The organism is Escherichia sp. WS1450, from assembly GCF_046487395.1.
Classification (GTDB): domain Bacteria; phylum Pseudomonadota; class Gammaproteobacteria; order Enterobacterales; family Enterobacteriaceae; genus Escherichia; species Escherichia coli.
On the sequence record NZ_JBJQJO010000029.1, the window covers coordinates 16,701 to 37,916 of the forward strand.

Sequence of the window (21,216 nt, forward strand, 5' to 3'; positions counted from 1 at the left end):
GCCTTTTTATTTATTCAAACCAATTATGAATGACCTCTTCGAATCTTTGAGTTACGCCATCCCAACTGTAGTGATCAAACACAAAATCCTGACCTTGCTTTGCAACTGCTGTTAATTCAGGATTCGCTAACGTTTTTAAAATATCGCTGCTTATGGAGTCTGCAGTCATAGGTTCTTTTAAATGGAATCCCGTAGTATTTTCTTTGACAAATTCCGTCATCCCCCCACGCGTACTCACTAAAACAGGCTTACCAGCCCCCATAGCTTCAATTGCCACCATGCAAAATGGTTCCTGGAACTGGGAAGGAATGACAACTAAATCTGCCAGTGGGTAATAACAATGCATCTTTTCAGGCGGTATGCTTCCTAACATAATGCAACGATCCTTCAAACGTTTTGCAATTTCCCTGACATTGTGTTGATATGCACCTTTGTCACTTTTACTCATTTCTGTATAATCACCAATCACAACTAATTTTAAATTTTTGTGAGCAACGGCCAATTTTTCGAATGATTGCATCAACAGTAATATGCCTTTGTCAGGGACGATACGCCCAGCATAAAAAATAATTTTCTCTTCAGGGGAGATATTAAGTTCGCTTCTAGTGATCGGCTGAAAAGTAGATTGATAGGTTTCTAAATCAATTCCATTTGGTACAATCTCAATATCTGCATTTGCTAAATAAGATTGGTAATACTTTTTCAAGTATAAACTAGGCACTATCATTTTAACATTTTGCTCAAGCAATTTTGGTTCAAATGCATTATGCATATGAATAACCACTCTTGCCTGAGGAGCTCGCTTACGAATTTGAGTGTATAGCTTCATGCTATTATGAACTACAATAATACTTTCTTTCGTTATAGGAAAATCATGGGCAATATTCAATATTCTCTGTGAATATGGTAGAGGATCAAGTCTTGTCCATTTTTGAAATAACCGCTTATATATGCGACTGAATCCAACCCTATGAATACTACAATTATCATTAACAAAGGTGTAATTTGAGTATCCTGGATTCTTGATACAAACAATGCGATTTGGGAAATTGGTACGCTGAGCAACCTGATACATCCACGTTTCAACAGCGGCCGCTCCGCGGGGAGGAATTGAAAAAATAGGAGTAACTGTAAATATTATTTTATCAACCATCTCGAATATTAACCTTTCATAACATTATATTTAATTGCTGTAAAAACACCATTGAGAAATTTTTTCTGGTAAAGCAAGTGTTTATATTTTTCTTTGTACTCATGTTTTTTAACAGCTTTTTTATAAGGTATATTTCTCCATGGAGATATATTATAAATATTACGAAAATAATCTGCAGATGCGTAGTCCGCCCAATCATGCCATGGCTTAGTTACACCAGTATAATGTATGAAGACAGTTTCATCATTAATAAACTGGGTGTAATATTCACTATTTTTTTCTTCAAATTCTGACTTTATAGTATAAATACAATTATATTTTCTCGGTAATATTTTAGCATGATGTAAAAACATTAAGTTTAAAATATCTTGATCCGGATACTTTAATTTTTTGATAATTGACTCATCTGATAATAGATCAAAAAATTTCTCCGTTAGTCTTTGTTGTAACCATTCCCGTAAATTAATATACATTACACCAGAGTTAAAATAGCTACCGTTAAAATCCTCATTACATAAACGCTCAGCGCTTTTACTTTGCATAGCATCTACATCAATTACCACAGCCCCATATTCATCTTTAAACTCTAATGCTATTAACTCGTTCAATGAACCCTTACAGACGATATCAGCATCAAGATATAATAATGAATCCAATCGCGCAGAAAAATAATCAAATGAAAGCAAACGATAATAAATAGATACTGGCCAGATATTTGATTGAGGTAGCGCCTTCAATGGCTCAGAATCAATATGATATAATTTAATTACTGTTTGATACTTCGTTGCTAATTGTGATAATAATTCAATATACTCTTTGTCTAAGTAATCAGCGATTATGTGAAAGGTAAATTTGTTTTGTTTATTATTTTCAAGAATTGAAGCAATTGAAATCGCAGCCCCAACCTGGTAGTTCTCATCAATACCCCATGAGACATTAAACGTTTCCCGTTCATCAAGTTTAACGGGGCGCTTGTCCAGTTCAATTATATCTTTAAATTGAGTAAGATGTTTAAAATCCAATTTAATTACCCTTCATCATAATCATTATTTGCTCTTCAATCCTAGTTTTACTTTTACATCCCTGATTGCTTTTTTAATTTTCTTTTTGAATATGAGATATGTATAGCCAAAGTCTTTCAATTCATTTTTTATATTATAGTGCCGTTCAAGATCAATGCGATCTTTTGCTTTTAAAACTGCGGTTGTTTTTTTACCTGAAAGGTCAATTAGTCTTAAACCTTTTTCGGATACTATAAAATTTCCTTTATGAGGATCGCCAGACACCATTCCATGCTGATGCAACTCTTTTATCGATTCTGATAATTGTTCCTTCAGATCTTCAGAAATTTCCAAATACTCATTTAACCCGACACCTTCAATATACTCAATGAGCATAATATAATAATGCGCGAAATTTAATGTTTTACGTTCAGCAAGCAAAAAATAGTCATTAATTGATTGAATGCCTTCACCACGTACCCGATCGGTTTGATAAATTAAATTTTCATAATAATCTTTTTTTACGCAAGATTTTAAGAAACGTTCGATCATTTTATGCTTTGGCGCATAAACTTTAAGTACAAGAGGTCCACGAGCAGTGTCAATAAGAATGACTTTAGTATCATCAATAGAACGAAAAACTTTTAATGTTTTAACCCTGCAAGTTAAAAAGTCATTCAGCACTTGCTCATAAAAGGGATCATTATCTTTTATGAAAACTTTCAACCCATTTATCGTTTTATTATATATCATAATGAATTATTTTAACCTTAAATCTTTAGAAGCATTTTTCTTTATAATACTTTAAATAATTAAAAATGCCTGCCATATAATGCTTTTGTTTAAATTTATGTTTTGCACAATACCGATACTGATTGCTATTCACAGGTTTAAGTAAATCTTCTTTACACCACGGAGAAGCTGCTTTGGCGATCAAAAAACTACGTGACACCGGATAATCAGCCCACTCATGCCAGGGTTTTGTAGGTCCCACATAGTGTATAAACACGGTGTCATCATTGACTGGATTATCAACTTTGTCTTTTAATTCATAGTTAATACTATATCGGGTATTATATTTCCCCGAAATAAACTTCACTTTACCATTCAATAATACATTCAGTACATCTTGATCAAGGTGGGTGATTTTACTTACCCAATCTGGGTCACGCAACATTTCAATAGCTTTTGACGAAATGTTATTTAGATTCCACTCATCAATATTTATCAGCAAAAAACCAGCATTGAAATATCCAGAAGCTAATTGTGGTGTAGTTAATACCGAGGCTCGATTCTGCCACCATTCAACATCTCTTTCAGCTACAACTGCGGCAATTTCATTAGTAGAGAATTGATAATCTAAGAGTTCTTTAATACTACCCTTGCAAGCAATATCTGCATCAAGGTATAGTATTTTTTCATGTTTATTATAGAAATAATCTGCAATTATAAATCGAAAATATGTAGCGTAAGTCCAGTTTTTCGTGCTTGGTAATGACTTCAGCTTATCACAATTGATAACATAAATATTAATTCTTGAATTATATTGTTTTGCTAAATCGGAAAAATATAACTTGTCTTTATCACTGATATAATCTGTGAAAACATGAAATTCACAAGAGATTTCGCTATTGTTTAATAGAATAGATGCGATGGCTACACCACATCCAAAAAGAAAATTTCTGTCAATACCAAATGCGATATCAAGAGTATTTTTAGATCTTATATTTTGATAATGAAAGTTATACTCAAAAAGGATGATGTCACTATCATTGAGTTGAGACATATTTATTCTGTATCCAAAATTTTGGCAAAAATAAGTTACGGGTTACAACGATTTTCTAATCGTTCTTTCCCTGATTTTTGTGGCTTTTGCTTCTGCTTGCGACAGCAGTCCTTGTTCCTGCTTGAGAATGTCTTTAAGCGGGGCGGCAAAATACACTTTCATAAACCGCCAGATATCCCGCTGAGTCAGGCCAATATTCATCGAAGAAAAATAAAGCCCAATAAGATCTTTATCGCGCCAACGACGTGGAACGCGCGTGCGAAGCTGCGCCCGGTGCAGGTCAATTACCGAAATTTTTAACTCCTCTTCCTTACCGGAAAAAGGCAAGTGCAGCAGGAAATGACAGATATAACAGTCACGGTGGTTAATGCCCGCAGCATGCATATCGCGCACCATCATCGCGACACGCTTAATAAGCATACGCTTTACGCGAACATCTGGAGGGTTAGTCGCCCAGTCAGCACAGTAATCTTCCAGACTGATGGTTGGTGTCAGATCTTCGGTTATAATAAACGAGGTTCTGGTGAGCGGATTAATGCCTTTTTCGCCGAATGCCACCCCATACATAGTATCAACGCCGACATCCCGCAGTCGATGAATCGCATTCCATTCGCGGTCTGCGCCTAATACTGGCATCCGCAATGAGAGTAAATTTTTGATTATCTCTTTCAGGGTCGTGCCGCGATGCCATTTGAGAAAATAGCTTTTGCCCGCCATTTCAAAGCGCAGAGTACGGCGAGTTTCCAGTTCACGAAATACCTCACCCTGCAAAGTTTTAACTTCCTCAAAAGGATCTTTTCCGCGCCATAACGTGGCAAACGGCTCTTTAAGTTCAACCATCCAGACCACCCGTTATGATATCCGCCGCTTTCTCTGGCAGACTGTATAAATCTTGTGTATCAGCATAATGTCGCGCATTTTCCGCCCAGGCCTGGCGCAATGAAGATTGCGTTAACGCTTTGCGTAAAATCTCATTCAATGTTTCCTGGCGGAATGGCTCAGCAATAGCCTCGCCACAATTGGCCTCGACAATATAAGGCGCATAGCCACAAACGGCTGTTGTTAGTACCGGTAATCCTGCAGTAATCGCTTCCAGCAGCACAATTCCCGCCGCTTCCTGGTAGGCAGGATGCAGTAATAAATCCGCCGCCGCCATTAATTCCGAGACATCGTTGCGCCCCGAGAAGAAGTGAACATTACTGCGCACGCCGCGTTTTTCTGCCAGCGCCTCAAATTTTCGCGGTTTATCCTGCCCAACAACATATAGCAATGTGTTGTGGCGCAGCGAATCCGGTAACGAAGCAAGTGCTTCAATGGAACGATCGACACCTTTACGCGTGAAGTCTGAACCGACCTGCAACAATAAATATTGTTGTTCGGTTATTCCATTCTTCTTACGGAAGATTTCACGGCTATTGGCTGGCTGCTGGCTATATTTACGATCAGGATAAATCCCCGGTGGCAGAATATGAAAACGCTCCACTTCAGTCTGATAATGTTTCTGGAAATCGGCGATTTGCTTATCTGTCAGCATCAGCAGCTGTGTCGGCTTGCCCTGTTCGAAGGTTGCCCGCTCAAAGGCGGCATAATGGCGATAACGTGACGTCAGGCGATAGAAAAAGCCTTTTTCCTGCGCTACTTTCTCGGCATAACAAACATCAGCGGCATAATAAACGTCCAGCCCCGGCATTTTGTTGAATCCAACGACTTTATCGACGGGATGTTCGCGTAAATGTTTTTGCACCCAGGCAAAATACTCCGCATTGCGCCCGTGATTGGTATGCGATTTAACCGGCACTTTGATCAGTTCAAATACATCAGGGCATTCGCCTTCCCACGACTGGGCATAAACCCGAACATGATGACCTCGGGCGGCGACTGTCTGAGCAATACGCATAAAATCGCGCTGCAAACCGCCAAAGGGAAAATATTTATATAAACAAAAAGCAACGATCATAACGACGTACCTGTCGTGGAGGAGGGCAGTAATTTATCGACAGCAGCAATGACATCTGCCGCCGGAATAACCGAAAGATACATCTCATTTCGGTCACGCTGATCGCGCGTTGGCATTTCCCGGTAATCTCCCGCCCAGAATTGAATCATGTTATTTGACCAGGGACGCCAGAAAATATGGTCTGTCGCACCAAACAGCGATATCAGCGGCGTATTAACTGCTGCGGCAATATGCGCCGGTGCGGAATCAACGCCAATAAACAGCTGCGCATGATCGATTAACGCACCAAGTTCCGGGAAGGTCACCTTTCCGGCCAGCGCCGTTACTGGTGGCGTCTGGCATCCCTGCGCAATTTCATTGACGCAGACCAGATCGTCTTTATCTGGGCCGGACGTCAGAACGACTTCATAACCACGAGCATGTAAGGCATCAATCACAGCGGAAAACTTGGCGTTGTCCCAGCATTTGAAGATTTGCCGCGCCGTAGGTTGGATAACCACATAATTTTGTCCAACACCAGCGTGATCAAGTTCGCGACGCATACGTTTCCAGCTTGCAGGCGGGTAACTCATGGTTGTCTGCTTCACCAACGATTCAAGCCCCAATGGCGACAGCACGGATAAGTTACTTTCCACCACATTTCCACCCTGCAACGGCACCAAATGAGTGAAACTATTACGCCAAAAAGCAGCCTGCCGATGATGATAATCCTGGGAAATTTTCACACGGGCATTTAATAAGCGCACCAGTATAGCAACCATCCATTGATCGGTAAGATTAACGATAAGGTCATACTTATTGGCACGTAATACCTTGATGAGATGAAAAAAGTTGGCAATTTTTTCTGCGGCTTTTGCTTTTTTATTTTTTATGCCGTAGAGCGCGTTAATCTCTGGATTTTCAGACAGGATCGGGATGGTGTCCTGATAAAGCAGCACATCGATTTTTGCGTCAGGGTAATTTTTTTTCAGCGAACTAATGACGGGAGTAGTTAATAACATATCCCCATGAAAACGCATCTTAATGAGCAAAATTCTTCGAAATGGCTTATCCACAAGTAACTCTTTTTGTTGAGATTATCCGATTAAGGTGAAGCAGAAAAAGCACGCTACCGCCCCAGGCTCAACAGCTACCTGAATACTGATACCGCACTGATATTGACGCGCTAGTGTATCACTTCTTTCGCGGCAATCCGACCCGAATGATTTTTAAGCACATTGTTGATTTTTAATAAAGAAATCAATCAAATAAAATCATTAGCAACCATATTCTTTCACTGTTGCTCTGCGATTCCTTCCTGCACGTACTGCAGAAATCAATGAATCGCATAAAAATACAAAAAAAGTATAGATGTTCAGCAAGAATTGGCGGGTAAATTGCTATTTAAGTCAAAAACGGGAAAAGTAATGGTAAAGCCACAGCTAAATACATAGAATCCCCAGCACATCCATAAGTCAGCTATTTACTATGCTCGAATTGCTTTACACCGCCCTTCTCTACCTTATTCAGCCGCTGATCTGGATACGGCTCTGGGTGCGCGGACGTAAGGCTCCGGCCTATCGAAAACGCTGGGGTGAACGTTACGGTTTTTACCGCCATCCGCTAAAACCAGGCGGCATTATGCTGCACTCCGTCTCCGTCGGTGAAACTCTGGCGGCGATCCCGTTGGTGCGCGCACTGCGTCATCGTTATCCTGATTTACCGATTACCGTAACAACCATGACGCCAACCGGTTCGGAGCGCGTACAATCGGCTTTCGGGAAGGATGTTCAGCACGTTTATCTGCCGTATGACCTGCCCGATGCACTTAATCGTTTCCTGAATAAAGTCGACCCTAAACTAGTGTTGATTATGGAAACCGAACTATGGCCTAACCTGATTGCGGCGCTACATAAACGTAAAATTCCGCTGGTGATCGCTAACGCGCGACTCTCTGCCCGCTCGGCCGCAGGTTATGCCAAACTGGGCAAATTCGTCCGTCGCTTGCTGCGTCGTATTACGCTGATTGCTGCGCAAAATGAAGAAGATGGTGCACGTTTTGTATCACTGGGCGCAAAAAATAATCAGGTGACCGTTACCGGTAGCCTGAAATTCGATATTTCTGTAACGCCGCAACTGGCTGCTAAAGCAGTGACGCTGCGCCGCCAGTGGGCACCACACCGCCCGGTATGGATTGCCACCAGCACTCACGAAGGCGAAGAGAGTGTGGTGATCGCCGCACATCAGGCATTGTTACAGCAATTCCCGAATTTATTGCTCATCCTGGTACCCCGTCATCCGGAACGCTTCCCGGATGCGATTAACCTTGTCCGCCAGGCTGGACTAAGCTATATCACACGCTCTTCAGGGGAAGTCCCCTCCACCAGCACGCAGGTTGTGGTTGGCGATACGATGGGCGAGCTGATGTTACTGTATGGCATTGCCGATCTCGCCTTTGTTGGCGGTTCACTGGTTGAACGTGGTGGGCATAATCCGCTGGAAGCTGCCGCACACGCTATTCCGGTATTGATGGGGCCGCATACTTTTAACTTTAAAGACATTTGCGCGCGGCTGGAGCAGGCAAGCGGGCTGATTACCGTTACCGATGCCACTACGCTTGCAAAAGAGGTTTCCTCTTTACTCACCGACGCCGATTACCGTAGTTTCTATGGCCGTCATGCCGTTGAAGTACTGTATCAAAACCAGGGCGCGCTACAGCGTCTGCTTCAACTGCTGGGACCTTACCTGCCACCGAAAACGCATTGAGGTTGTTATGCAAAAACGGGCGATTTATCCGGGTACTTTCGATCCCATTACCAATGGTCATATCGATATCGTGACGCGCGCCACGCAAATGTTCGATCACGTTATTCTGGCGATTGCCGCCAGCCCCAGTAAAAAACCGATGTTTACCCTGGAAGAGCGTGTGGAGCTGGCACAGCAGGCAACCGCGCATCTGGGGAACGTGGAAGTGGTCGGGTTTAGTGATTTGATGGCGAACTTCGCCCGCAATCAACACGCTACGGTGCTGATTCGTGGCCTGCGTGCGGTGGCGGATTTTGAATATGAAATGCAGCTGGCGCATATGAATCGCCACTTAATGCCGGAACTGGAAAGTGTGTTTCTGATGCCGTCGAAAGAGTGGTCGTTTATCTCTTCATCGTTGGTGAAAGAGGTGGCGCGCCATCAGGGCGATGTCACCCATTTCCTGCCGGAGAATGTCCATCAGGCGCTGATGGCGAAGTTAGCGTAGCGTTTATGCCGGATGGTATGCCATCCGGCTCGCATCAATTACTTCTGGCACTGCCGACAATAAAACGTTGCCCGCTGCGCATGTTTAGTCGCCACAATCGGCGTACCGCACACCCGACACGGCTCGCCTTTTCGCCCGTAAACCTGCAATTCCTGCGCGAAATAGCCCGGTTTACCATCACTTTGCAGAAAATCTTTCAGCGTTGTACCGCCCTGCTCAATCGAACGCAGCAACACCGCTTTAATCACCCAAGCCAGCAATTCACACTCTGCCAGCGACAGTGATGACGCCAGCCGATCCGGATGGATCCCCGCCGCAAACAGAGATTCGCTGGCATAGATATTCCCTACGCCTACCACCAGCTTGTTATCCATCAGCCACGGTTTAATCGCCGTTTTTTTCTTCTCGCACTTCTGATGCAGGTACTCACCGTTGAAATCGTCGCTAAGCGGCTCCGGTCCAAGATGGGCCAGCACGTTGTGCCCTTCCAGCTCTTTGGTCCACAGCCAGGCACCAAAGCGGCGCGGATCGGTGTAGCGCAGCACTTTACCGTTGCTCATCACCAAATCAACATGGTCATGCTTTTCAGGGGGAAGTTCTTCTGGAAGGATGCGCAGGCTGCCAGACATCCCCAAATGAATGATAATCCAGCCCTCAGGCAGCTCCAGCAGCAGATATTTAGCCCGCCGCTGCACGCTAAGCACTGTTTGGTCGCTTAAACGGTAGATCTCTTCTGAAACCGGCCAGCGCAAGCGTCCGTTGCGCACCACCGCATGAAGAATGGTTGCACCAACGAGATGCGGTTCTATGCCGCGACGGCTGGTTTCAACTTCGGGTAATTCAGGCATAGCATCTCCAGGAATGAACAGATGCAGTCAATATGGGGGCAGGCAGATAACAAAAAACCCCGCCGGGGCGAGGTTTTTCGTTACATCAAAGCAAAAATTATTTGATTTTCGCTTCTTTGTAGATCACGTGCTGGCGAACAACTGGATCGAATTTTTTCAGTTCCAGTTTTTCCGGCTTAGTACGTTTGTTCTTCGTAGTGGTATAGAAGTGACCAGTACCAGCAGAAGAAACCAGCTTGATTTTCTCACGAATACCTTTAGCCATGATTTATTTCCTCTAAGTACTTAGTACTTTTCGCCACGGGCACGCAGTTCAGCCAGAACTGTATCGATGCCTTTTTTATCGATTACACGCATACCTTTAGCAGATACGCGCAGGGTGACAAAACGCTTCTCGCTCTCAACCCAGAAACGGTGAGAGTGCAGGTTCGGCAGGAAACGGCGTTTAGTCGCGTTCAGTGCGTGGGAACGGTTGTTACCGGTCACCGGACGCTTGCCAGTAACTTGGCAGACTCGGGACATGTCTATTCTCCAAAAATCAAATTAGCTCGAGCTTCGTATGGGGTATTGGCGCCTCGTCAGGCTTTACAGCCCGGTCATCGCAGTTCTATGTGAACTCTCGATTGCCAGGCCCAAATGCCAAACCCGAGATTCTCAAAGGTGGCGTAGTATACGCTGACTCAGCGATGTGCTCAAGTCCCGAACAGACAAAGATCCCGAAGGATCGCGCATAGCGGGTTAAATCCAGCCGCGTTCGGCAAAAGAAACATACTCTCCACGCCCAATCACGATATGGTCGAGCACGCGTAAATCCATGAACTGACAACTCTTTATTATCCGTTCAGTAATGAGTTTATCCGCTTTACTGGGTTCAGCACAACCCGAAGGGTGATTATGTGCAAGGATCAGCGCCGAGGCATTTATTTTTATCGCTTCGCGGATAATTTCCCGAGGATGGACTTCAACATGGTTTAGCGTGCCGGAAAAAAGACGGCTATGCGTTATAACCCGGTGTTGTGAGTCGAGAAAGATCACCATAAAGATCTCCCGCTCCTCCCCCGTGAGCTGGCTTTGTAAAAATTCCCGCGTCATCTCCGGGCTGAGTAAAGGGCTTTCTTCACGCATCCGCACGTTGTAGTAACGCCGCGCTAGTTCAGCAATCCCCTTTAACTGGGCAAATTTCGCCACGCCAATTCCATGAACACCACTAAATTGTTCATATTCAGAGGTTAACAAGCCATAAAGAGAGCCGAAATTCTCCAGCATCTCTTTTGCCAGGGTTAATACATCTTTACCGCGCGTTCCGGTACGCAGAAATAGCGCCAGCAGCTCGACATCAGTTAAGGCGCTAATACCAAACTTCAGCATTTTTTCGCGCGGCATCAACAGCTGTGCATTGTTTTTCACCTTCACCTCCTTTGTGGTGCTCGCATCCTGTCATAGCCGTTCCGTTAAATCGACGGCCAGTTTTCAATCCTGGAAAGCGCCTCGCAAAGTGATTCTCAGGTGAAGGCACGACAACAAAAGTATTGTGATAAAATCGCCAACTTCTGGTGTCACCCAACAGGAAAAATCATCATGAGCCTGGCCGGTAAAAAAATCGTTCTCGGCGTTAGCGGCGGTATTGCTGCCTATAAAACCCCTGAACTGGTGCGTCGTTTGCGCGATCGCGGGGCCGACGTCCGCGTAGCCATGACCGAAGCGGCAAAAGCCTTTATCACCCCACTTAGCTTGCAGGCGGTTTCTGGTTATCCCGTTTCCGACAGTCTGCTGGACCCGGCAGCCGAAGCCGCTATGGGCCATATTGAGCTGGGTAAATGGGCTGATTTAGTGATTCTCGCTCCTGCCACGGCAGATTTGATTGCCCGTGTTGCTGCCGGAATGGCGAATGATCTGGTATCGACGATTTGTCTGGCCACACCTGCGCCTGTAGCCGTGCTCCCCGCCATGAACCAGCAGATGTACCGTGCCGCTGCCACGCAGCATAATTTAGAGGTGCTTGCTTCCCGTGGTTTGCTCATCTGGGGGCCAGACAGTGGCAGTCAGGCTTGTGGTGATATCGGCCCTGGGCGAATGCTCGATCCGTTAACCATTGTTGATATGGCGGTAGCGTATTTTTCGCCCGTCAACGACCTGAAACATCTGAACATTATGATTACCGCCGGCCCGACGCGTGAACCGCTCGATCCGGTGCGTTATATCTCTAATCACAGCTCAGGCAAGATGGGTTTTGCTATCGCCGCCGCTGCTGCCCGTCGTGGCGCGAACGTCACGCTGGTATCAGGTCCGGTTTCACTACCGACGCCACCGTTTGTTAAACGTGTTGATGTGATGACCGCGCTGGAAATGGAAGCGGCCGTGAATGCTTCTGTACAGCAGCAAAATATTTTTATCGGCTGTGCCGCCGTGGCGGATTATCGCGCAGCTACCGTGGCCCCAGAGAAAATCAAAAAGCAGGCCACGCAGGGTGATGAATTAACAATAAAAATGGTTAAAAACCCCGATATCGTCGCAGGCGTTGCCGCACTAAAAGACCATCGACCCTACGTCGTTGGATTTGCCGCCGAAACAAATAATGTGGAAGAATACGCCCGGCAAAAACGTATCCGTAAAAACCTTGATCTGATCTGCGCGAACGATGTTTCCCAGCCAACTCAAGGATTTAACAGCGACAACAACGCATTACACCTTTTCTGGCAGGACGGAGATAAAGTCTTACCGCTTGAGCGCAAAGAGCTCCTTGGCCAATTATTACTCGACGAGATCGTGACCCGTTATGATGAAAAAAATCGACGTTAAGATTCTGGACCCGCGCGTTGGGAAGGAATTTCCGCTCCCGACTTATGCCACCTCTGGCTCTGCCGGACTTGACCTGCGTGCCTGTCTCGACGACGCCGTAGAACTGGCTCCGGGTGACACTACGCTGGTTCCGACCGGGCTGGCGATTCATATTGCCGATCCTTCACTGGCGGCAATGATGCTGCCACGCTCCGGATTGGGACATAAGCACGGTATCGTGCTTGGTAACCTGGTAGGATTGATCGATTCTGACTATCAGGGCCAGTTGATGATTTCCGTGTGGAACCGTGGTCAGGACAGCTTCACCATTCAACCTGGCGAACGCATCGCCCAGATGATTTTTGTTCCGGTAGTACAGGCTGAATTTAATCTGGTGGAAGATTTCGACGCCACCGACCGCGGTGAAGGCGGCTTTGGTCACTCTGGTCGTCAGTAACACATACGCATCCGAATAACGTCATAACATAGCCGCAAACATTTCGTTTGCGGTCATAGCGTGGGTGCCGCCTGGCAAGTGCTTATTTTCAGGGGTATTTTGTAACATGGCAGAAAAACAAACTGCGAAAAGGAACCGTCGCGAGGAAATACTTCAGTCTCTGGCGCTGATGCTGGAATCCAGCGATGGAAGCCAACGTATCACGACGGCAAAACTGGCCGCCTCTGTCGGCGTTTCCGAAGCGGCACTGTATCGCCACTTCCCCAGTAAGACCCGCATGTTCGATAGCCTGATTGAGTTTATCGAAGATAGCCTGATTACTCGCATCAATCTGATTCTGAAAGATGAGAAGGACACCACAGCGCGCCTGCGTCTGATTGTGTTGCTGCTTCTCGGTTTTGGTGAGCGTAATCCTGGCCTGACCCGCATCCTCACTGGTCATGCACTAATGTTTGAACAGGATCGCCTGCAAGGGCGCATCAACCAGCTGTTCGAGCGTATTGAAGCGCAGTTGCGTCAGGTATTGCGCGAAAAGAGAATGCGTGAGGGTGAAGGTTACACCACCGATGAAACCCTGCTGGCAAGCCAGATCCTGGCCTTCTGTGAAGGTATGCTGTCACGCTTTGTCCGCAGCGAGTTTAAATACCGCCCGACGGATGATTTTGACGCCCGCTGGCCGCTAATTGCCGCACAGTTGCAGTAATATGACGCCGGATGACTTTTCATCCGGCGAGTTTCTTTAAACGCCGAACTCTTCGCGATAGGCCTTAACCGCCGCCAGATGTTCCGCCATTTCCGGCTTCTCTTCCAGGTAAGCAATCAGGTCTTTCAGGGTGATGATAGAGATCACTTTGCAGTTGTAATCACGCTCAACTTCCTGAATTGCCGAAATCTCGCCGCGCCCCCGTTCCTGACGATCGAGCGAAATCAATACGCCAGCAAGCGTCGCGCCATTGGCCTGAATAATTTCCATCGACTCGCGAATCGCCGTTCCGGCGGTGATCACATCATCCACCAGCATTACGCGTCCTTGTAACGCGCTACCGACCAGATTGCCGCCTTCACCGTGGTCTTTTGCTTCTTTGCGGTTAAAGCAGTACGGCAGGTCCAGGTCATGATGCTCCGCCAGCGCCACGGCAGTTGTAGTGGCAATCGGGATCCCTTTGTAAGCAGGGCCAAACAGCAGATCGAACTCAATGCCGGAATCCACCAATGCTTCAGCGTAAAAACGGCCTAACAGTGCCAGATCGCGCCCGGTATTAAACAGCCCGGCGTTGAAGAAATAGGGGCTTTTGCGCCCGGATTTCAGCGTAAACTCGCCAAACTTTAACACCTGCTTGCTAAGCGCAAATTCAATAAACTGGCGCTGATATGGTTTCATGCCTTCGCTCCTCATCTTACTTTTCTACAGACAAAAAAAAGGCGACTCATCAGTCGCCTTAAAAATCAGTTTGCCAGCGCCGCCTTCTGCGTCGCTACAATGGATTCGATTCCCCCTCGGGCCAGCGCCAACAAGGTGAGAAGCTCTTCATGGGTGAACGGCTCGCCTTCTGCCGTCCCCTGCACTTCAATGATGCGCCCGTCTTCAGTCATCACCACGTTCATGTCCGTTTCAGCGGCAGAGTCTTCAACGTATTCCAGATCGCAAACCGCTTCGCCGTTCACAATCCCGACAGAAACTGCGGCTACCATCCCTTTCATCGGGTTGGTTTTCAGCTTGCCGTTTTCCACCAGCTTCTGTAGCGCATCTGCCAGCGCCACGCAGGCACCCGTAATCGAAGCGGTACGCGTGCCACCATCAGCCTGAAGCACGTCGCAGTCCAGCGTAATAGTGAACTCACCCAGCGCTTTCAAATCTACTGCCGCACGAAGAGCACGGGCGATCAGACGCTGGATTTCCATGGTGCGTCCACCCTGCTTACCTTTCGCCGCTTCACGCGCGTTACGGGTGTGGGTAGAACGTGGCAGCATGCCGTACTCTGCGGTGATCCAGCCCTGGCCCTGACCTTTCAGGAAGCGCGGCACGCCTTCTTCAATAGAGGCGGTACACAATACTTTGGTATCGCCAAATTCGACCAGCACCGAGCCTTCTGCATGTTTTGTATAGTTACGAGTCAGGGTAACGGGACGCACCTGATTATTGCTACGGCCTGCTGGACGCATATTGAAATCTCCGGCTTGAAACAAATGTGGCTGCGCATTATACGGACTTCCGGCGGTTATTCCTATCCTGACAAGGCATCGATGGCTATAATCCTTCCACCTCTCCTTTTATAAACAGGAACGTCTATGATCCGCAGTATGACCGCCTACGCCCGGCGTGAAATCAAGGGTGAATGGGGGAGCGCAACCTGGGAAATGCGCTCGGTAAACCAGCGTTATCTGGAAACTTACTTTCGTCTGCCGGAGCAGTTCCGTAGCCTTGAACCTGTCGTTCGCGAGCGTATTCGTTCTCGCCTGACGCGCGGTAAAGTGGAATGTACCCTGCGCTATGAACCAGATGTTAGCGCACAAGGTGAGCTGATCCTCAACGAAAAACTGGCTAAACAGCTGGTAACCGCCGCGAACTGGGTAAAAATGCAGAGCGACGAAGGGGAAATAAACCCGGTTGATATTCTGCGCTGGCCGGGCGTAATGGCAGCCCAGGAGCAGGATCTCGACGCGATTGCCGCTGAAATTCTCGCGGCGCTGGATGGTACGCTGGACGACTTTATCGTCGCACGTGAAACCGAAGGTCAGGCGCTGAAAGCATTGATCGAGCAGCGTCTGGAAGGCGTCACCGCCGAAGTGGTCAAAGTCCGCGCCCATATGCCGGAAATCCTGCAATGGCAACGTGAGCGTCTGGTCGCGAAGCTGGAAGATGCTCAGGTGCAACTGGAAAACAACCGTCTGGAGCAGGAGTTGGTTCTGCTGGCACAACGAATTGACGTTGCCGAAGAACTGGACCGCCTCGAAGCGCATGTCAAAGAGACCTACAACATTCTGAAGAAAAAAGAAGCGGTTGGTCGTCGTCTGGACTTTATGATGCAGGAGTTCAACCGCGAGTCGAACACTCTTGCGTCGAAATCTATCAATGCCGAAGTGACGAATTCTGCCATCGAGCTGAAAGTGTTGATTGAGCAGATGCGCGAGCAGATCCAGAACATTGAATAACTCGTAACGCCAATTCTTCCTTTTCAGCCTTCACAAATGCCGCCCACTCAAACAGAGCGGCATTTTTCCTCCCCGCAACATTCAATTCTGTTTTGCGTGCCTGCTCCAGATTTTGCGATGTTTTTTTGCCCAGCGCAGTGAGAACGTGAGATACTTACAACTGTATATAAACACAGTTGTAGACTTACTTTCCTTGCAATCGATATCACATGGAGTGGGCAATGAACGAACATCATCAACCTTTTGAAGAGATAAAGCTGATTAATGCAAACGGAGCAGAACAATGGTCAGCAAGACAACTTGGAAAACTACTGGGTTATTCAGAGTATCGTCACTTTATACCTGTATTAACGCGCGCCAAAGAAGCTTGTCTGAATAGTGGTCACACAATTGATGACCATTTCGAGGAGATCCTCGATATGGTCAAAATTGGCTCAAATGCCAAAAGAGCATTAAAAGACATCGTACTCTCCCGCTATGCCTGTTACCTGGTAGTACAAAACGGCGACCCTGCGAAACCGGTTATTGCGGCAGGACAAACTTATTTTGCTATCCAGACCCGACGGCAGGAGCTGGCTGACGATGAAGCTTTCAGGCAACTTCGTGAAGACGAAAAGCGTCTTTTTCTGAGAAATGAGTTGAAAGAACATAACAAACAATTAGTTGAGGCAGCGCAGCAAGCTGGGGTAGCGACAGCTATCGATTTCGCCATATTTCAGAATCATGGTTACCGGGGACTGTATGGTGGATTAGATCAGAAAGCCATCCATCAGCGGAAGGGGCTGAAAAAGAGTCAGAAGATCCTGGATCATATGGGTTCAACAGAACTGGCGGCTAATCTCTTTCGAGCTACCCAAACAGAAGAAAAACTCAAGCGGGATGGCGTGAATTCAAAACAGCAAGCTAATACCACACACTTTGACGTGGGTAGCAAGGTGAGGCAAACCATTCAGGAACTTGGCGGAACCATGCCTGAGGAGTTGCCGACCCCGCAGGTCAGCATCAAGCAGTTGGAAAACAGTGTAAAAATTACAGAGAAAAAATAGCAGAAACTAAAAACTCTTTTTGTTGATTGAGACACCCGATGCGTAAGCCAAGGTCCAGGTGCAGTGAACACAATGGCTAACATTGCACCTTTCTTTTCCACCCCTCAGTTTTAACCTACTTTTTCTTATGTATTTTCTCAGACAAGAAGTCAGAAGAATGCATCTACGCTACAGAAAACAACGATTTCACATAACTAAAAATTATCAATTTCCTCTCACCTTAAAAAATCTCAATCGTGACAATGCGTACAAATCGCTACCCTGCCAGACAGATTTTTAGGGAGATAACCATGCTGTTACACATTTTGTATTTGGTTGGCATTACTGCCGAAGCCATGACGGGGGCGCTGGCGGCCGGACGACGGCGCATGGATACATTTGGCGTAATTATTATTGCGACCGCCACGGCAATTGGCGGAGGGTCAGTGCGCGATATTCTGCTGGGCCACTATCCGCTCGGCTGGGTCAAACACCCGGAATATGTGATTATTGTCGCTACCGCCGCAGTACTCACCACTATCGTTGCTCCTGTAATGCCTTACCTGCGCAAAGTGTTTCTGGTGCTCGATGCGCTCGGACTGGTGGTCTTTTCTATCATTGGCGCACAGGTTGCACTGGATATGGGACACGGCCCGATCATTGCCGTTGTCGCAGCTGTGACGACCGGCGTATTTGGCGGCGTTTTGCGCGATATGTTCTGTAAACGCATCCCGCTGGTATTCCAGAAAGAATTGTATGCCGGTGTCTCATTTGCCTCCGCCGTGCTGTACATCGCGCTGCAACACTATGTTTCTAATCATGATGTGGTAATTATCTCCACCCTGGTATTCGGCTTTTTTGCCCGTTTACTGGCGCTACGCCTTAAGCTGGGATTACCGGTCTTTTACTACAGCCACGAAGGACACTAAGGTTCAAAACCTGTGATCTGCTGGGCAGCCAGCCAACTGCCCAGCTTCTTGATTTGCGCATTTTCCTTCCATTCAATAACCTGTCTGGCGCGCCCCGATCCAGTCCCCGGCAGCTGCTGCCAGAACTGCTCCGTGCTCAATAAAAGTTGCGACCAGGACCGTTCATCACTGGCATTAAGCGCCACCCGGGTTAGCGGTATTCCCATTGCCATCACCCAGCGAGTAAAAGGCTGCTTACGAGCCAGATTAAACTGATGCCATAACTGCGCACTTTTACTTTTCGCGATCCCCGGCGTGTTCTGTAATTGCTCTGGCGTTAATAAAAGCCAGGAAAAGATATGCTCAAAGCGATGAGTCTGATGCAGCGCGCGCCAGCCGGCCTCACCAATGCCATCCAGCCCAAGAACCTGTTTTGACCCCAGCCAGACTAAGCGTGAAATGAACTGTTCCTGACAAACATCAGAAGCAAAGTAGCAGGTCAACGAGTTAAAGCGGTTTTCTGGCGGTGTCGGTTTTGTACGTTCTGCACCGCGCCACACCACATCATCAATGCGAGGAATACCCTGACCGGCAAGGCTGACGAGGATCTGATCACCAGGCGCAATATCCCACTCCTGCCAGCGCCTGACGGAACCAATATTCACCCGCTGGACTTTTTTATCATCAAGCATGACAGGTGCGAGTGACGCAACCACCGATATTTTACCGCTCTTACCCACCGCAAACTGAATCGCCTTCACTTCGGCAACCTGAGCTACCGGTTGATATTTCCAGCCCACCAACCATTCTGCCTGGCCTGGTAGCCAATGGCGGGATTCGGGTTCTTTCGCCGCTCGCACAACCACGCCATCGGTGACGAAGGGTAATTTCGCTTTCCACCACGCATTGCGTACGCGCGCAACTTCATCAGCATTTTTCACCGCACGGGTATACGTCTGCGTTAGAGTAAAACCAGCGGTAGCCAGCTCTTTTAAACGATCGGTCATTAACTGCGGTCCATCCGGCCATGCCCAGACAAAAACGCCCAGAGAATTCAGCGTGTCGCTATCGTCCTGGCGCATCATCAGACCAGCAACTTTTGCGCGGGCATTTATTCCCCCCATTTGTTGTTGGATATGCCCCTCGCGTTTGAGAAATATTTCCCCCTGAAGCGTACTGTTGGCTAAAGGCCCGCTAACGGTTTGCGGCACAGCGGAAATTAAGCGAACTTTCTGCGTCCAGTCCTCGCCTTTCAGGCCATTGCCGCGACTGATTGCTTTGTTCAGTTTCCCGTCCCGATAAACCAGGGTTACCGCAACGCCATCAACTTTTGGCTGCACCCAAAGATCGTTGCGTTCGCGCATCCACAGATTTAATGCGTTTTTATCCGCCATTTTGCGTACACCCGTATGGGCAACCGGATGCATAACCGCACCGTTGAAAGGCGGCATCATAGCGTCGTGATGCGTCTCTTCACCAAAACAGCGTTGCCACTGCGTAAGACGGGCGCTTAACTGATCGTAAACACCGTCTTCAACCTCACTTTTCCCTTCCTTCCAGTAGTCATCGTCCCACTGTTTTATTTGCTGTTGCAGGCGGGAAATTTCTTCCTGTGCTCGGGCTGGCGACCAGGCCGGACAGACCGCCCACGCCGATGATTGCCAGCACAAGATACTTATTAATATCGCCATCCATACTTTCATCATCACCTCCGCTGTAGATAGTCAGGCAGATATACAACGTGATGAAAGCAAAGCCGAGTGGCAAAAACGGAGTCTGCGAGGACGCTTCCTGAGAATCGTCTTTATTGCAGTGAATGACAGGCAAGTGCGGAAGTAGCTACGCAAAACGCAACAACTTTGCGCAAAAAGTGTGAGCAAGGGCTACGTCACATGCCCGCGCCGTGTATAATAAGCTCGTATGTAGGCTTTATTTCGCTAATCACATACGAAAGATACTCATGGCTCAAGGCACGCTTTATATTGTTTCTGCCCCCAGTGGCGCGGGTAAATCCAGCCTGATTCAGGCTTTATTAAAAACCCAACCGTTGTATGACACCCAGGTTTCTGTTTCACACACCACACGCCAACCGCGTCCTGGTGAAGTCCACGGTGAACATTATTTCTTTGTTAATCATGATGAATTTAAAGAAATGATTAGCAGAGATGCGTTCCTCGAACACGCAGAAGTTTTTGGTAATTACTATGGCACTTCGCGTGAGGCCATTGAGCAAGTACTGGCGACCGGTGTCGATGTTTTTCTCGATATCGACTGGCAGGGTGCGCAGCAAATTCGCCAGAAGATGCCGCACGCGCGGAGTATCTTTATTTTACCGCCGTCCAAAATTGAACTGGACCGCCGTCTACGCGGTCGCGGTCAGGACAGCGAAGAGGTCATTGCAAAGCGTATGGCGCAAGCTGTTGCAGAAATGAGCCATTACGCCGAATATGATTACCTGATTGTGAATGATGACTTCGATACCGCGTTGACCGATTTGAAGACCATTATTCGCGCCGAACGTCTGCGCATGAGCCGCCAAAAGCAGCGTCATGACGCTTTAATCAGCAAATTGTTGGCAGACTGAACCTGATTTCAGTATCATGCCCAGTCATTTCTTCACCTGTGGAGCTTTTTAAGTATGGCACGCGTAACTGTTCAGGACGCTGTAGAGAAAATTGGTAACCGTTTTGACCTGGTACTGGTCGCCGCGCGTCGCGCTCGTCAGATGCAGGTAGGCGGAAAGGATCCGCTGGTACCGGAAGAAAACGATAAAACCACTGTAATCGCGCTGCGCGAAATCGAAGAAGGTCTGATCAACAACCAGATCCTCGACGTTCGCGAACGCCAGGAACAGCAAGAGCAGGAAGCCGCTGAATTACAAGCCGTTACCGCTATTGCTGAAGGTCGTCGTTAATCAC

At 47.2% G+C, this 21,216-nt stretch carries 24 protein-coding genes; 10 read left to right on the forward strand and 14 right to left on the reverse strand.

All coding sequences use genetic code 11. The annotated features are described in order from the left end of the window. Positions 1-10: 10 nt before the first annotated feature. The 7 genes from ACJHYR_RS23540 to rfaQ are packed head-to-tail and all read right to left on the reverse strand — an operon-like array spanning position 11 to position 6,952. Entirely contained in the window at positions 11-1,153 is a 1,143-nt protein-coding gene (locus ACJHYR_RS23540) for a lipopolysaccharide N-acetylglucosaminyltransferase (RefSeq protein ID WP_000227800.1), read from the reverse strand. 8 nt (positions 1,154-1,161) lie between these two features. Next, the gene (locus ACJHYR_RS23545) at positions 1,162-2,175 is read right to left on the reverse strand and encodes a UDP-glucose--(galactosyl) LPS alpha1,2-glucosyltransferase (protein WP_000346019.1); all 1,014 of its coding nucleotides are present in this window, start codon (positions 2,173-2,175) and stop codon (positions 1,162-1,164) included. Positions 2,176-2,199: 24 nt separating this feature from the next. Beyond that, complete coding sequence (gene rfaY, locus ACJHYR_RS23550) at positions 2,200-2,907, reverse strand: lipopolysaccharide core heptose(II) kinase RfaY (RefSeq protein WP_000639944.1); 708 nt, start codon at positions 2,905-2,907, stop codon at positions 2,200-2,202. A 25-nt stretch (positions 2,908-2,932) separates the two neighbouring features. Beyond that, positions 2,933-3,940: a lipopolysaccharide 3-alpha-galactosyltransferase gene (gene waaO, locus ACJHYR_RS23555; RefSeq protein WP_000080652.1), complete on the reverse strand. Its 1,008-nt coding sequence runs from the start codon at positions 3,938-3,940 to the stop codon at positions 2,933-2,935. Between the two features lie 42 nt (positions 3,941-3,982). Next, positions 3,983-4,780, reverse strand: a complete 798-nt coding sequence (gene rfaP / locus ACJHYR_RS23560) for a lipopolysaccharide core heptose(I) kinase RfaP (RefSeq protein WP_001586431.1) — start codon at positions 4,778-4,780, stop codon at positions 3,983-3,985. Further along, the gene (locus ACJHYR_RS23565) at positions 4,773-5,897 is read right to left on the reverse strand and encodes a glycosyltransferase family 4 protein (RefSeq protein WP_000634230.1); all 1,125 of its coding nucleotides are present in this window, start codon (positions 5,895-5,897) and stop codon (positions 4,773-4,775) included. Before ACJHYR_RS23565 ends, rfaP begins: the two co-directional genes overlap by 8 nt. Beyond that, complete coding sequence (rfaQ, locus tag ACJHYR_RS23570; protein WP_000360390.1) at positions 5,894-6,952, reverse strand: lipopolysaccharide core heptosyltransferase RfaQ; 1,059 nt, start codon at positions 6,950-6,952, stop codon at positions 5,894-5,896. Before rfaQ ends, ACJHYR_RS23565 begins: the two co-directional genes overlap by 4 nt. Positions 6,953-7,364: 412 nt before the next feature. On the opposite strand from rfaQ, the gene waaA reads away from it, so the two are divergent. Together waaA and coaD are read left to right on the forward strand one after the other, a co-directional pair. After that, positions 7,365-8,642 carry a lipid IV(A) 3-deoxy-D-manno-octulosonic acid transferase gene (waaA, locus tag ACJHYR_RS23575; protein WP_072837576.1) on the forward strand — a complete coding sequence of 426 codons (1,278 nt, stop codon included), beginning with the start codon at positions 7,365-7,367 and terminating at the stop codon, positions 8,640-8,642. A gap of 7 nt (positions 8,643-8,649) precedes the next feature. Beyond that, complete coding sequence (gene coaD / locus ACJHYR_RS23580) at positions 8,650-9,129, forward strand: pantetheine-phosphate adenylyltransferase (RefSeq protein ID WP_001171873.1); 480 nt, start codon at positions 8,650-8,652, stop codon at positions 9,127-9,129. 38 nt (positions 9,130-9,167) lie between these two features. Here coaD and mutM read toward each other — a convergent pair whose 3' ends face one another. The 4 genes from mutM to radC form a co-directional block, all read right to left on the reverse strand. After that, the gene (gene mutM / locus ACJHYR_RS23585) at positions 9,168-9,977 is read right to left on the reverse strand and encodes a bifunctional DNA-formamidopyrimidine glycosylase/DNA-(apurinic or apyrimidinic site) lyase (RefSeq protein ID WP_001114552.1); all 810 of its coding nucleotides are present in this window, start codon (positions 9,975-9,977) and stop codon (positions 9,168-9,170) included. A 97-nt stretch (positions 9,978-10,074) separates the two neighbouring features. Further along, positions 10,075-10,242, reverse strand: a complete 168-nt coding sequence (gene rpmG / locus ACJHYR_RS23590) for a 50S ribosomal protein L33 (RefSeq protein ID WP_001051798.1) — start codon at positions 10,240-10,242, stop codon at positions 10,075-10,077. A 20-nt stretch (positions 10,243-10,262) separates the two neighbouring features. After that, positions 10,263-10,499 (reverse strand): 50S ribosomal protein L28, encoded by a 237-nt coding sequence (rpmB, locus tag ACJHYR_RS23595; RefSeq protein ID WP_000091955.1) that lies wholly within the window; start codon positions 10,497-10,499, stop codon positions 10,263-10,265. A gap of 216 nt (positions 10,500-10,715) precedes the next feature. After that, the gene (radC, locus tag ACJHYR_RS23600) at positions 10,716-11,384 is read right to left on the reverse strand and encodes a RadC family protein (RefSeq protein ID WP_001297375.1); all 669 of its coding nucleotides are present in this window, start codon (positions 11,382-11,384) and stop codon (positions 10,716-10,718) included. A gap of 171 nt (positions 11,385-11,555) precedes the next feature. On the opposite strand from radC, the gene coaBC reads away from it, so the two are divergent. From coaBC to slmA, 3 genes are all read left to right on the forward strand, one after another. Continuing rightward, entirely contained in the window at positions 11,556-12,776 is a 1,221-nt protein-coding gene (coaBC, locus tag ACJHYR_RS23605) for a bifunctional phosphopantothenoylcysteine decarboxylase/phosphopantothenate--cysteine ligase CoaBC (RefSeq protein WP_000050153.1), read from the forward strand. Continuing rightward, positions 12,754-13,212 carry a dUTP diphosphatase gene (gene dut / locus ACJHYR_RS23610; RefSeq protein ID WP_000976070.1) on the forward strand — a complete coding sequence of 153 codons (459 nt, stop codon included), beginning with the start codon at positions 12,754-12,756 and terminating at the stop codon, positions 13,210-13,212. The genes coaBC and dut overlap by 23 nt, the downstream gene beginning before the upstream one ends. Before the next feature lie 106 nt (positions 13,213-13,318). After that, complete coding sequence (gene slmA, locus ACJHYR_RS23615) at positions 13,319-13,915, forward strand: nucleoid occlusion factor SlmA (protein WP_000818601.1); 597 nt, start codon at positions 13,319-13,321, stop codon at positions 13,913-13,915. Between the two features lie 36 nt (positions 13,916-13,951). On the opposite strand, the gene pyrE is transcribed toward slmA, so the two are convergent. Both pyrE and rph read right to left on the reverse strand, forming a co-directional pair. Further along, the gene (gene pyrE / locus ACJHYR_RS23620) at positions 13,952-14,593 is read right to left on the reverse strand and encodes an orotate phosphoribosyltransferase (RefSeq protein ID WP_000806177.1); all 642 of its coding nucleotides are present in this window, start codon (positions 14,591-14,593) and stop codon (positions 13,952-13,954) included. Positions 14,594-14,658: 65 nt separating this feature from the next. Further along, entirely contained in the window at positions 14,659-15,375 is a 717-nt protein-coding gene (rph, locus tag ACJHYR_RS23625) for a ribonuclease PH (RefSeq protein WP_001247093.1), read from the reverse strand. A gap of 126 nt (positions 15,376-15,501) precedes the next feature. On the opposite strand from rph, the gene ACJHYR_RS23630 reads away from it, so the two are divergent. The 3 genes from ACJHYR_RS23630 to ACJHYR_RS23640 all read left to right on the forward strand — a co-directional run bounded on the left by ACJHYR_RS23630 (position 15,502) and on the right by ACJHYR_RS23640 (position 18,319). Continuing rightward, complete coding sequence (locus ACJHYR_RS23630; protein WP_000621336.1) at positions 15,502-16,365, forward strand: YicC/YloC family endoribonuclease; 864 nt, start codon at positions 15,502-15,504, stop codon at positions 16,363-16,365. 221 nt (positions 16,366-16,586) lie between these two features. After that, positions 16,587-17,411, forward strand: coding sequence for a DNA damage-inducible protein D (gene dinD, locus ACJHYR_RS23635; protein WP_001315077.1), 825 nt, complete (start codon positions 16,587-16,589; stop codon positions 17,409-17,411). 290 nt (positions 17,412-17,701) lie between these two features. Beyond that, positions 17,702-18,319: a trimeric intracellular cation channel family protein gene (locus ACJHYR_RS23640; protein WP_000924289.1), complete on the forward strand. Its 618-nt coding sequence runs from the start codon at positions 17,702-17,704 to the stop codon at positions 18,317-18,319. Here the strand turns inward: ACJHYR_RS23640 and ligB are convergent. Then, positions 18,316-20,001, reverse strand: a complete 1,686-nt coding sequence (gene ligB / locus ACJHYR_RS23645; RefSeq protein WP_059328025.1) for an NAD-dependent DNA ligase LigB — start codon at positions 19,999-20,001, stop codon at positions 18,316-18,318. The genes ACJHYR_RS23640 and ligB overlap by 4 nt on opposite strands. 257 nt (positions 20,002-20,258) lie before the next feature. Between ligB and gmk the strand changes: the two genes are divergently transcribed. Next, positions 20,259-20,882 carry a guanylate kinase gene (gmk, locus tag ACJHYR_RS23650; protein WP_001295237.1) on the forward strand — a complete coding sequence of 208 codons (624 nt, stop codon included), beginning with the start codon at positions 20,259-20,261 and terminating at the stop codon, positions 20,880-20,882. A 54-nt stretch (positions 20,883-20,936) separates the two neighbouring features. After that, a complete protein-coding gene (rpoZ, locus tag ACJHYR_RS23655) occupies positions 20,937-21,212 on the forward strand; it encodes a DNA-directed RNA polymerase subunit omega (protein ID WP_000135058.1) in 276 nt (91 codons plus the stop codon). Positions 21,213-21,216 lie beyond the last annotated feature (4 nt).

Excerpts from the sequence above, each read along its gene's own strand:
- dut (WP_000976070.1), top strand. The coding sequence starts at position 12,754 with ATGATGAAAAAAATCGACGTTAAGATTCTGGACCCGCGCGTTGGGAAG.
- rpmB (WP_000091955.1), bottom strand. The coding sequence starts at position 10,499 with ATGTCCCGAGTCTGCCAAGTTACTGGCAAGCGTCCGGTGACCGGTAAC.
- rpmG (WP_001051798.1), bottom strand. The coding sequence starts at position 10,242 with ATGGCTAAAGGTATTCGTGAGAAAATCAAGCTGGTTTCTTCTGCTGGT.
- ACJHYR_RS23565 (WP_000634230.1), bottom strand. The coding sequence starts at position 5,897 with ATGATCGTTGCTTTTTGTTTATATAAATATTTTCCCTTTGGCGGTTTG.
- gmk (WP_001295237.1), top strand. The coding sequence starts at position 20,259 with ATGGCTCAAGGCACGCTTTATATTGTTTCTGCCCCCAGTGGCGCGGGT.
- ACJHYR_RS23630 (WP_000621336.1), top strand. The coding sequence starts at position 15,502 with ATGATCCGCAGTATGACCGCCTACGCCCGGCGTGAAATCAAGGGTGAA.
- pyrE (WP_000806177.1), bottom strand. The coding sequence starts at position 14,593 with ATGAAACCATATCAGCGCCAGTTTATTGAATTTGCGCTTAGCAAGCAG.
- rfaY (WP_000639944.1), bottom strand. The coding sequence starts at position 2,907 with ATGATATATAATAAAACGATAAATGGGTTGAAAGTTTTCATAAAAGAT.
- mutM (WP_001114552.1), bottom strand. The coding sequence starts at position 9,977 with ATGCCTGAATTACCCGAAGTTGAAACCAGCCGTCGCGGCATAGAACCG.
- coaD (WP_001171873.1), top strand. The coding sequence starts at position 8,650 with ATGCAAAAACGGGCGATTTATCCGGGTACTTTCGATCCCATTACCAAT.
- rpoZ (WP_000135058.1), top strand. The coding sequence starts at position 20,937 with ATGGCACGCGTAACTGTTCAGGACGCTGTAGAGAAAATTGGTAACCGT.
- ACJHYR_RS23640 (WP_000924289.1), top strand. The coding sequence starts at position 17,702 with ATGCTGTTACACATTTTGTATTTGGTTGGCATTACTGCCGAAGCCATG.
- rfaP (WP_001586431.1), bottom strand. The coding sequence starts at position 4,780 with ATGGTTGAACTTAAAGAGCCGTTTGCCACGTTATGGCGCGGAAAAGAT.
- dinD (WP_001315077.1), top strand. The coding sequence starts at position 16,587 with ATGAACGAACATCATCAACCTTTTGAAGAGATAAAGCTGATTAATGCA.
- ACJHYR_RS23540 (WP_000227800.1), bottom strand. The coding sequence starts at position 1,153 with ATGGTTGATAAAATAATATTTACAGTTACTCCTATTTTTTCAATTCCT.
- rph (WP_001247093.1), bottom strand. The coding sequence starts at position 15,375 with ATGCGTCCAGCAGGCCGTAGCAATAATCAGGTGCGTCCCGTTACCCTG.
- waaO (WP_000080652.1), bottom strand. The coding sequence starts at position 3,940 with ATGTCTCAACTCAATGATAGTGACATCATCCTTTTTGAGTATAACTTT.
- waaA (WP_072837576.1), top strand. The coding sequence starts at position 7,365 with ATGCTCGAATTGCTTTACACCGCCCTTCTCTACCTTATTCAGCCGCTG.
- coaBC (WP_000050153.1), top strand. The coding sequence starts at position 11,556 with ATGAGCCTGGCCGGTAAAAAAATCGTTCTCGGCGTTAGCGGCGGTATT.
- ligB (WP_059328025.1), bottom strand. The coding sequence starts at position 20,001 with ATGAAAGTATGGATGGCGATATTAATAAGTATCTTGTGCTGGCAATCA.
- slmA (WP_000818601.1), top strand. The coding sequence starts at position 13,319 with ATGGCAGAAAAACAAACTGCGAAAAGGAACCGTCGCGAGGAAATACTT.